This is a genomic window from Tateyamaria pelophila (assembly GCF_019966495.1).
Lineage (GTDB): Bacteria > Pseudomonadota > Alphaproteobacteria > Rhodobacterales > Rhodobacteraceae > Tateyamaria > Tateyamaria pelophila.
The window spans coordinates 20285-30000 of sequence record NZ_JAIMIA010000032.1; the positions used below are offsets into that span (position 1 = coordinate 20285).

The 9716-nt window shown below is 58.9% G+C and carries 9 protein-coding genes (1 of these 9 cut by a window edge); 4 read left to right on the forward strand and 5 right to left on the reverse strand.

Annotated features, from left to right (window positions below; translation table 11 throughout):
- Positions 1-41: 41 nt before the first annotated feature.
- Positions 42-1295: a DNA polymerase IV gene (locus tag LC354_RS12125; protein ID WP_223424147.1), complete on the reverse strand. Its 1254-nt coding sequence runs from the start codon at positions 1293-1295 to the stop codon at positions 42-44.
- Between the two features lie 39 nt (positions 1296-1334).
- Between LC354_RS12125 and LC354_RS12130 the strand changes: the two genes are divergently transcribed.
- Complete coding sequence (locus tag LC354_RS12130) at positions 1335-1811, forward strand: NUDIX domain-containing protein (RefSeq protein ID WP_223424149.1); 477 nt, start codon at positions 1335-1337, stop codon at positions 1809-1811.
- Between the two features lie 158 nt (positions 1812-1969).
- Here LC354_RS12130 and pyrF read toward each other — a convergent pair whose 3' ends face one another.
- Positions 1970-2686 carry an orotidine-5'-phosphate decarboxylase gene (gene pyrF, locus LC354_RS12135; RefSeq protein ID WP_223424151.1) on the reverse strand — a complete coding sequence of 239 codons (717 nt, stop codon included), beginning with the start codon at positions 2684-2686 and terminating at the stop codon, positions 1970-1972.
- Positions 2687-2893: 207 nt separating this feature from the next.
- A complete protein-coding gene (locus LC354_RS12140; protein ID WP_223424152.1) occupies positions 2894-3208 on the reverse strand; it encodes an orotidine 5-phosphate decarboxylase in 315 nt (104 codons plus the stop codon).
- A gap of 511 nt (positions 3209-3719) precedes the next feature.
- On the opposite strand from LC354_RS12140, the gene clpB reads away from it, so the two are divergent.
- Complete coding sequence (clpB, locus tag LC354_RS12145) at positions 3720-6335, forward strand: ATP-dependent chaperone ClpB (protein ID WP_223424154.1); 2616 nt, start codon at positions 3720-3722, stop codon at positions 6333-6335.
- A 101-nt stretch (positions 6336-6436) separates the two neighbouring features.
- Here clpB and LC354_RS12150 read toward each other — a convergent pair whose 3' ends face one another.
- Complete coding sequence (locus tag LC354_RS12150) at positions 6437-6919, reverse strand: fasciclin domain-containing protein (RefSeq protein ID WP_223424156.1); 483 nt, start codon at positions 6917-6919, stop codon at positions 6437-6439.
- Between the two features lie 252 nt (positions 6920-7171).
- Between LC354_RS12150 and LC354_RS12155 the strand changes: the two genes are divergently transcribed.
- Together LC354_RS12155 and msrP are read left to right on the forward strand one after the other, a co-directional pair.
- A complete protein-coding gene (locus tag LC354_RS12155; RefSeq protein WP_223424157.1) occupies positions 7172-8665 on the forward strand; it encodes an FMN-binding glutamate synthase family protein in 1494 nt (497 codons plus the stop codon).
- Between the two features lie 73 nt (positions 8666-8738).
- Positions 8739-9644 (forward strand): protein-methionine-sulfoxide reductase catalytic subunit MsrP, encoded by a 906-nt coding sequence (gene msrP / locus LC354_RS12160; RefSeq protein WP_223424159.1) that lies wholly within the window; start codon positions 8739-8741, stop codon positions 9642-9644.
- A 5-nt stretch (positions 9645-9649) separates the two neighbouring features.
- Here the strand turns inward: msrP and LC354_RS12165 are convergent, their stop codons facing one another.
- Positions 9650-9716: the 3' portion of a DUF2306 domain-containing protein gene (locus LC354_RS12165; protein WP_223424161.1), read on the reverse strand. Its footprint extends 338 nt past the window's final position; 67 of the gene's 405 nt are visible here — the last part of the coding sequence; its start codon lies off the right edge, out of view; the stop codon is at positions 9650-9652.

Sequence of the window (9716 nt, forward strand, 5' to 3'; positions counted from 1 at the left end):
ATGCCTGCCCGCGGCGTTCCGCCATAGGAGCCGTCCGGTGACTAGCGCAAGGCGCGACCTTTCAGGATGGCATTGCTGCCAAATCGATCACGGATTGCATCTGCGGCGCGCTCCGCCTGACCGCGTTTGCGCGCGTCCGGGTCCAGCAGGTCACCCGAAACTTCGGCTGCATCCGCGCTGCAAAGATCACTGATGCCGCATCCCAACAGCCGGTATGGGCCTTCGTCGCCGACCTGATCGAACAGGTTTCGCGCCGTGCGGTAGATCGTATCGGCCAACTGGGCCGGATCGCGCAAGGAGACCCGTCGGGTCAGCGATGTGTGGTCATGGCGCTTGAGTTTCAGTGTCACCACTCGCCCGGCAATACCCTTGGCCTTGGCCCGGTCCGACACCTTTTCTGCCATGCGCCACAAGTGCCCGTCCAGAATGTCGGGATCGTTGGTGTCATCGCCAAAGGTGGTTTCGTTGCTGATGGATTTCATCGGGGCATCGCGGGAGACGCGGCGTTTGTCCTGCCCGCGTGCCAGATGGTACAGGCGATCCCCCATGGACCCGAACCGGGCCACCAGATCGGTGCGGTCCCAGCGCAGCAAGTCAGTGAAAGTGCGAATGCCGACCTTGTCCAGAGACGCCTGTGCCGCAGGTCCGATACCCCAGATCAGGCGCACCGGTTTGTCACGCAAGAATGCGTCCGTATCGGCGGCACCTATGACGGAAAACCCGAGTGGTTTTTCGAGATCCGAGGCGACTTTGGCCAGAAACTTGTTGTGGCTGAGGCCAATGGAACCCGTCAGCCCCAGTTCCTCCCGCATCCGTTTGACAAGCCGGGCCAGCATCACGGCGGGGGGCTTGCCATGCAGGCGGGCGGTGCCGGTCAGGTCCAGAAAGGCTTCGTCCAGCGACAGGGGTTCGATCGCCGGTGTCAGTTCCTCCATCATCGCGCGGATCGCGCGGGAGGCTTCGACATAGGCCTCCATCCGGGGTTTGATGATGACGGCGTCTGGGCACAGCTTGAGCGCCTGGAACATCGGCATCGCCGAGCGGACACCGCGAATGCGGGCGACATAGCAGGCCGTTGAGACCACGCCGCGCCGTCCGCCACCGATGATGACGGGTTTGCCTTCCAATGTCGGATCGTCGCGCTTTTCCACGGAAGCGTAGAATGCGTCGCAATCCATGTGGGCGATGGACAGTTCGAACAACTCCGGATGGCTGATCGTACGCGGACTGCCGCAGGCCGGACAGCGCCGTGCGGCATCGAAATCAGACAGACAATCGCGGCAAAGACTGGGCATGGCGGTGCTTTGTGACTAGGTCGTAAAGTGTAGCGTGAGATGCGGGGAAAGAACATGGGGTCGAACTGGGTTGGCGCAAAATTGGCGCTGTTCATCGGTGATCCACTGGTGGTGATTGAACGGGATGATCGCCCCGGTCTGACATGGCCGGGCGCGTGGGATTTTCCCGGTGGCGGCCGCGAAGCGGGGGAAACACCGCTGGGATGCGCGCTGCGGGAGACGCGCGAAGAGTTGTCGTTGATCATTTCGCCAGAGGCCGTGACGTGGGGGCGACCGTATCTGAACTCGATCGACGAAACGGTCTGGTTCTTTGCCGCGCGCCTGCCGACCGTGCGTGGAAATGAGATCGCGCTGGGCGATGAAGGACAAAGCTGGGCGTATATGAGCACCGCCGAATACCTTGGCCATACCAATGCGATACATCCATTCAAGACACGTTTGACCGACTATTTGAGCGGTATCGACAGTGCCGAATTCGAGTTCAATGTGGGGGGAGAAGGCCCCCCGCATATCTAGCGGGGGGAGGTGACGAACCGGAGGAAGAACCAATCCGTCTGGGAGTATCCTCTATATACTTACCACCGAGACGGGTATTTACCTAACTGAAATTAACCCCTGTCACGAGATAGGGTATTATGTTGCCTATTGGGCACAAAGAGTGGACGTCTTTGTGACTACCGGTTTGGGCTTTTTGCCTGCGGGCTCGCCATTTCCGAAACGATTGCAACCGCTGCTGCGCGGGGGTCAGCGGCTGTCCAGACCGGGCGGCCGACGACAAGGTGGTCTGCCCCGTTTGCAATCGCATTGGCAGGTGTGGCCACGCGTTTCTGATCGCCGAGATCAGCGCCTGCTGGACGAACGCCCGGCGTGACGATCAGCCGATCCTGTGCTTCGGGCAGGGCCCTGATTGTTGCTGCTTCGTGTGGGGAGGCGATGACGCCATCGGCACCGGCCTCGAACGCGCGGGCTGCGCGGGTTTGCACGAGATCAGCAATATCACCTGCCTGAATGAGGCTTGCGTCCAGGTCCGCCCGGTCGAGCGATGTCAGAATGGTGACAGCCAGTATTTTCATATCGCTGCCGGACGCGCCTTCCTTGGCGGCGCGCACCACGTGGGGATCGCCGTGCACGGTCAGGAAATCCAGATCGAACTGCGCCAGCCCGCGTACGGCGGCCTCGACCGTTGCACCGATGTCGAACAGTTTCATGTCGAGAAAGATGCGCTTGCCGTGTTCTTGCTTCAGTTCATTTGCCAAAGCCAGCCCGCCGCCAGTCAGCATGCCAAGCCCGATTTTGTAGAAGCTGACGCTGTCACCCAGACGTTGGGCGAGATCCAGTCCTGCCAATGCGTTTGGTACATCGAGCGCTACGATCAACCTGTCATCTGCCATCCGGTTTGTCCCCTGCTGTGCGTTTGCGCGGTGATAGGCAGATGGGCCCCTAAAGTCTATCGGACAAAAAGGGCCCGGATGTCCGTGCGACACCCGGGAAAGTGATCAGAGACCTACAGGCAGGCAGCAGTCTCTGGCGCTCGGCCACGGCGCTTTTGCGCACAAGGGATCAGATACGCAAACGGACCGTCGCGGAGGATCCGATGTCTAGGCGGCGCGTGGATGTTCCGTATCAAAGCGATCAACGATCAGGCGGCGCAGTTGCGCGACGATGCGCTCTGTGCGCTGTGGATCGGTGACCGGCGGTATATGTACGGAGTCGGCGCGCCCGACGTTGTGCCGCCGCTTTGCTTGCGCTGCGAGCCGCGCGGCGGCGTCCTCGAAATTCATGTTGATCGGGGCATCGATCGCGCAGGCATATGTGCGTGAACCGCGATTGTCATGCAGCGTCACGAGCGCTTCGAATGATTGCGTTGCGGCGTTGTAAATTACGTCGCTGAGTTGCAATGGTGCGGTCGGCATTTTGATTACCTATGTGTTTTTCTGCTTTGGTGCTCCGGAGATGGTGATGAATACCGGCGATTCCAGTGGTCGGGTCGGGCATATCGATTCACAGTTGCGTGGGTCGCGCATGTGCTTGGACATTTTTTCGGTTAAGTTTCTGTTAATCAAAAAACAAATACTGACTCTGCATTTCTGCGTGGAAACTGCCCGTCGGCAAGAATTGGCCGGTATTGTGCCGAAACTGTCAATTCAAAGGCGTTTGCCAGAGGGACGAACCGGTGGCCGCGTGAGAAAAGCCCTTCTGGAAGTGCGATGTGATCGGGTCGCCTTGGCTGCACTGCACGCGCGATCACCACGGAAAGCTTGGGAATTTCGTGTCTGATCTCAATTCAGCGAAATTCGTTGCAGAAAATCGCCCTGTTGCTCTTGTGCAACGCATCAATCCGCCCCATCTTTTGCTCATAGGCCCGACGCCTTGCGTGCCTCACCGAGGGCGCAGCACTCCGGGCGCTGATTAAGGAGAATGACCATGGACTTATCGAAGTTCACGGAACGGTCGCGTGGATTTGTTCAGGCTGCGCAGACGATTGCAACCCGTGAGAACCACCAACGCCTGACACCCGATCACATTTTGAAAGCCCTGATGGATGATGATCAGGGACTTGCCAGCAACCTGATTACCAGTGCGGGCGGAGATCCTGTGCGCGTTCTGACCCATGTGGATCAGACCCTTGCCAAACTGCCCAAAGTGACGGGCGATGGGGCGCAGGTCTATCTGGATCAATCGACCGCGAAAGTGCTGGCCGAAGCCGAAGCGTTGGCCAAGAAGGCGGGCGACAGCTTTGTCCCGGTCGAGCGTGTTCTGATGGCGCTTGGCATGGTCAAATCGACCGCCAAGGATGCGTTGGAAGCGGGTAAAGTGACACCCCAGGCGCTGAACACGGCCATTAATGACATCCGCAAAGGGCGCACGGCCGACACGGCAAATGCCGAAGAGGGCTATGATGCCCTGAAGAAATACGCGGCTGACCTGACCGAGCGTGCGGAACAGGGCAAGATCGACCCCATCATCGGGCGTGACGAGGAAATTCGTCGCACCATGCAGGTGTTGAGCCGCCGGACCAAGAACAACCCCGTTTTGATTGGGGAACCGGGCGTGGGTAAAACCGCGATTGCCGAAGGCCTTGCCCTGCGTATCGTCAGCGGCGATGTGCCGGAATCCCTGCGTAACAAACGCCTTATGGCTTTGGACATGGGCGCGTTGATCGCGGGTGCGAAATACCGTGGTGAGTTCGAAGAACGCCTGAAAGCCGTTCTGAACGAAGTCACCGATGCGGCAGGTGAAATCATCCTGTTCATCGACGAAATGCACACCCTTGTAGGCGCTGGTGCGTCCGAAGGATCGATGGACGCGGCCAACCTGATCAAACCGGCCTTGGCGCGGGGCGAATTGCACTGTGTCGGTGCGACGACCCTGAATGAGTATCGCAAATATGTGGAAAAAGACGCGGCTCTGGCCCGTCGGTTCCAGCCGGTTGTGGTCGAAGAGCCCACCGTCGAGGACACGATCAGCATTTTGCGCGGGATCAAGGAGAAGTACGAACTTCACCACGGTGTCCGGGTCTCCGACAGCGCATTGGTGGCGGCGGCGACGTTGAGCCACCGCTACATCACGGATCGGTTCTTGCCGGACAAGGCCATTGATCTGGTGGATGAAGCCGCCAGCCGTTTGCGGATGGAAGTGGACAGCAAGCCCGAAGAACTGGACGCGCTGGACCGTCAGATCCTGCAGATGCAGATCGAGGTCGAGGCGCTGCGCCTTGAGGATGATCAGGCGTCGAAAGACCGTCTTGAGACACTCGAAAAGGATCTTGCTGACCTGCAGGAGCGCAGTTCCGAGATGACAGCGCAATGGCAGGGCGAGCGTGACAAGCTTGCTTCGGCTCGTGACATCAAGGAACAGTTGGATCAGGCCCGCGCGACGCTTGAGATTGCCAAGCGCGAAGGTAACCTCGCCAAGGCGGGTGAGCTGTCTTATGGTGTGATCCCTGAACTGGAGCGCAAGCTGGTCGAGGCCGAAGGTCAGGAATCTGACGCGATGGTTGCCGAAGCTGTGCGCCCCGAACAGATCGCGAGCGTGGTCGAGCGTTGGACCGGTATTCCGATGTCCAAAATGCTGGAAGGCGAACGCGACAAGCTTTTGCGGATGGAAGAGCAGTTGCACAGCCGGGTCATCGGTCAGGATACGGCCGTCCGGTCGGTTGCCAATGCGGTGCGCCGGGCGCGTGCGGGCCTGAACGACGAGAATCGCCCCCTTGGGTCGTTCCTGTTCCTTGGGCCAACCGGTGTCGGGAAAACCGAATTGACCAAGGCGCTGGCCGAGTTCCTGTTCGATGATGACAACGCGATGGTACGTATCGACATGTCGGAGTTCATGGAAAAGCACAGTGTGGCGCGTCTGATCGGGGCCCCTCCGGGCTATGTGGGTTACGACGAGGGTGGTGTGTTGACCGAAGCGGTCCGACGTCGTCCGTATCAGGTTGTGCTGTTCGACGAGGTCGAAAAAGCGCACCCGGATGTGTTCAACGTGTTGTTGCAGGTCTTGGACGATGGGGTGCTGACCGATGGTCAGGGCCGCACGGCGGACTTCAAACAAACGCTGATCATCCTGACATCGAACCTTGGCGCGCAGGCTTTGAGCCAGTTGCCGGATGGGGCTGACCCGTCGCAGGCGCGGCGCGATGTGATGGACGCGGTGCGGGCACATTTCCGCCCCGAGTTCCTGAACCGGTTGGACGAGACCATCATCTTTGATCGCCTCGCGCGCGAAGACATGGATGGGATCGTTGATATCCAGTTGGGCCTGTTGCTCAAACGGTTGGCGGCTCGCAAGATCGGGTTGGAACTGGACGAGGGCGCCCGGCAGTGGTTGGCCAATGAAGGCTATGACCCGGTATTTGGTGCACGTCCGCTGAAACGGGTGATCCAGAATTCGTTGCAAAACGCCTTGGCCGAGATGCTCTTGGCAGGTGATGTGCGCGATGGCGACACCATCGAGGTGACGGCGGGGGCGGATGGCCTGATCATCGGCGACCGGATCAGTGCGACGAACCGGCCGCGTCCGGACGATGCCGTCGTGCATTGACCTGAGCATCATGAAGAAGGAAAGGGCGCCCGATGAGGCGCCCTTTTTTGTTTGAACATATCGACGCGAACAGTGTTCGCCACGACGCCTTGACGGTTAAATCACTCAGGAAGAATCACTGCGTCGATGACGTGAATGACGCCGTTAGACGCTTCGATGTCGGCGCTCACCACGTTCGCACCGTCAACGGTTACACCGTCCGTGGTCCCGATTGTCACTTCGGCACCGTTCACAGTACCGGCCATCATGCCGTCGGACAGATCGGTCGACATCACTTTGCCCGGCACGACATGGTACGTGAGGATCGCGACCAGTTGGTCTTTGTTCTCGGGCATCAGCAACGTTTCAACCGTGCCTTCGGGCAGAGCGGCGAAGGCCTCGTCGGTTGGCGCGAACACTGTGAAGGGACCTTCACCTTTGAGCGTTTCAACCAAGCCTGCGGCTTGAACGGCTGCGACCAGAGTGGTGAACGAACCGGCGTCGACGGCTGTATCAACGATGTCTTTTTTGGCGTGGGCGGCGGCGAATGCTGTTCCGGCGATTGCGGCTGCGGCTGCTGCCATTACGAAAGTTCTGCGGATCATAACTAGACTCCTGTTAACGATTTCACGACGTGCGTCATGCACAATCGAGAAGTTAACGCCCGGCAGTGCCCATCGGATCACCGGGAAAATCCGCCTACGTGGTTTGACTGTGGCACTGCATGAACTAAGCCATGAAATTTCCCGCTTTCCAGTCACAAACATGTTAGAGCGACGTGATTATTTTGGCGACTTGCGCATGATCCGAATGGTTTGGATAGTGTGGGAGCAACACCAAAACACTGGGGATGATCCATGGAATTTGCGACGACCGTATTGAATGTGCTCGCGCTGAGCTTTGTCGCAATCATTGGGATTGCGATGGCTGTCATCGTCGTGGTGTTTTGTGCCGATCGGTTGCAGACCAGCGACGCGATCCGGCGCAACTATCCGGTGATCGGGCGCTTCCGGGGCATGTTCTCCACTCTCGGTGAATTCTTTCGCCAGTACTTTTTCGCGATGGACCGCGAGGAACTGCCGTTCAACCGCGCGCAACGGGACTGGATCAAACGCGCGGGCGAAGGACAGGGCAATACCGTGGCCTTTGGGTCTACCCGCAACCTGTCTCTGGTTGGTACGCCGATCTTTGTGAATGCGGCTTTCCCGCCGCTGGAGCAGCAATTTGCGAAGACGGCGCCGATGGTGATCGGATCAGGTGCCCGGTTGCCTTACACGGCGCTCTCGATCTTCAACATCTCGGGCATGAGCTATGGCGCGATTTCGAAACCTGCAGTTCAGGCGCTCAGCCGCGGTGCTCAAGAGGCGGGCTGTTGGTTGAACACCGGCGAAGGCGGGCTGAGTCCGTTTCACCTGGAGGGCGGTTGTGATGTCATTTTTCAGATAGGCACTGCCAAGTTTGGTGTCCGCGATGCCGAAGGCGGTCTGTCAGAGGAGAAATTGCGTCAGGTCGCCGCCCATGAGACCGTGCGGATGTTCGAGATCAAGCTGGCACAGGGGGCCAAACCCGGAAAAGGCGGCATTCTGCCCGGTGCCAAGGTCACGGCGGAGATCGCCGACATTCGCGGTCTGAAGATTGGTGAGGACGGTATTTCGCCGAATCGCCATGCCGAGGTCGATGACTGGGACGACTTACTGGATCTGGTTGCCCGTGTCCGGGAGGTGAGTGGCAAGCCCGTAGGGATCAAGACGGTCGTCGGTGCCGAGGGCCCGATCCGGGAATTGTTCAAAACGATTAATGCGCGCGGGCCCGAAAGCGCCCCGGATTTTATCACTGTCGATGGCGGGGAAGGCGGGACAGGTGCGGCCCCCATGCCTCTTATTGATCTGGTGGGCATGTCCATCCGTGAGGCCTTGATTACTGTTGTGGATCAAAGAGACCGGGCGGGGCTCAAGGAACGCATTCGCATTGTGGCTTCGGGCAAGCTCGTGAATCCCGGCGACGTCGCCTGGGCGATTGCCGCGGGCGCGGATTTTGTGACGTCAGCGCGCGGCTTCATGTTCAGCCTCGGCTGCATTCAGGCGCTCAAGTGCAACAAGAATACCTGCCCGACCGGGATCACGACTCATAACAAGCGTTTTCAGGCCGGTCTGGTTGTCGAGGACAAGTACAAGCGTGTCGCCAGTTATGCCGCGGAGATTACGCACGAACTGGAGACGATCGCCCACTCAGTTGGTGTGGCAGAGCCGCGGCTGATGCGCCGTCGTCATGTGCGCATCGTACAGGACAATGGCCGCTCCTTGCCGCTCAATGAAATAACGCCGAGTTACAATCCGCTGACAAGCCCGTGAGGGGGGATAAATTCGCACTATATACTATGTCATATATAGAGTGTCACATTTGAACCCTGAGGAGAGACCCCATATGGCCCATCGCTGGAAAAGCACACTGAGCCACGCAGACGTCACACCGTATGATGCGTATCTGAACCGTCGCCAACTGATGGGCGGCGCTTTGGGTCTGGGCCTGGTGAGTGCGGCGGGTATGGCGCGTGCCAGCCAAGCGGATCTGGAGTTGAACTCCTGGGAAGACATCACCCAGTACAATAACTTCTATGAGTTCGGCACCGGCAAGGAAGATCCGTTCAAACATGCGGATGCGCTGACGACCGACCCGTGGACGGTGACGATCGACGGGATGGTCGAACGCCCCGGTGAATTTGATTTCGAGGACATCATGGCGGAGATGACGATCGAAGAGCGCATCTATCGCCTGCGCTGCGTCGAGGCATGGTCAATGGTTGTGCCATGGAACGGCTTTGAGTTGTCCGATCTGCTGGCGATGGCTGGCGTCAAACCCGAAGCCAAGTTCGTACGCTTTGAAACGTTGTACCGTCCCGACGAGATGCCCGGCCAAAGGTCCGCCTGGATCGACTGGCCCTATATCGAGGGTCTGAGGGTGGATGAAGCGATGCACCCGCTGACGATCATGGCCACAGGCATCTATGGCAAACCTATTCCAAACCAGAACGGCGCGCCGTTGCGGTTGGTGGTGCCGTGGAAATATGGCTTCAAATCGATCAAGTCCATTGTGCGCATCACCCTGACTGACGAACAGCCTGTCGGCACATGGGAGCAATTGCTGCCCAGGGAGTATGGCTTCTATAGTAATGTGAACCCCGAGGTGGATCACCCGCGCTGGTCGCAAGCCGATGAACGCAGGGTTGGCGGCGGTCTGTTTGCCAAAAAGATCCCGACCCTTATGTTCAACGGCTACAAAGAAGAGGTCGCGAGCCTTTACGAAGGCATGGACCTGCGCGCGAATTATTGATGGCTTTAGCCGCCAAAGAGCACTGCATGCATGGTCCGCCCCGGCAGCAGTGTGAAAATGCCAGGAATGATC

What these genes read in the sequence shown, in the direction of transcription:
- LC354_RS12125 (WP_223424147.1), bottom strand. Translation starts at nt 1,295, where the DNA reads ATGCCCAGTCTTTGCCGCGATTGTCTGTCTGATTTCGATGCCGCACGG.
- LC354_RS12130 (WP_223424149.1), top strand. Translation starts at nt 1,335, where the DNA reads ATGCGGGGAAAGAACATGGGGTCGAACTGGGTTGGCGCAAAATTGGCG.
- pyrF (WP_223424151.1), bottom strand. Translation starts at nt 2,686, where the DNA reads ATGGCAGATGACAGGTTGATCGTAGCGCTCGATGTACCAAACGCATTG.
- LC354_RS12140 (WP_223424152.1), bottom strand. Translation starts at nt 3,208, where the DNA reads ATGCCGACCGCACCATTGCAACTCAGCGACGTAATTTACAACGCCGCA.
- clpB (WP_223424154.1), top strand. Translation starts at nt 3,720, where the DNA reads ATGGACTTATCGAAGTTCACGGAACGGTCGCGTGGATTTGTTCAGGCT.
- LC354_RS12150 (WP_223424156.1), bottom strand. Translation starts at nt 6,919, where the DNA reads ATGATCCGCAGAACTTTCGTAATGGCAGCAGCCGCAGCCGCAATCGCC.
- LC354_RS12155 (WP_223424157.1), top strand. Translation starts at nt 7,172, where the DNA reads ATGGAATTTGCGACGACCGTATTGAATGTGCTCGCGCTGAGCTTTGTC.
- msrP (WP_223424159.1), top strand. Translation starts at nt 8,739, where the DNA reads ATGGCCCATCGCTGGAAAAGCACACTGAGCCACGCAGACGTCACACCG.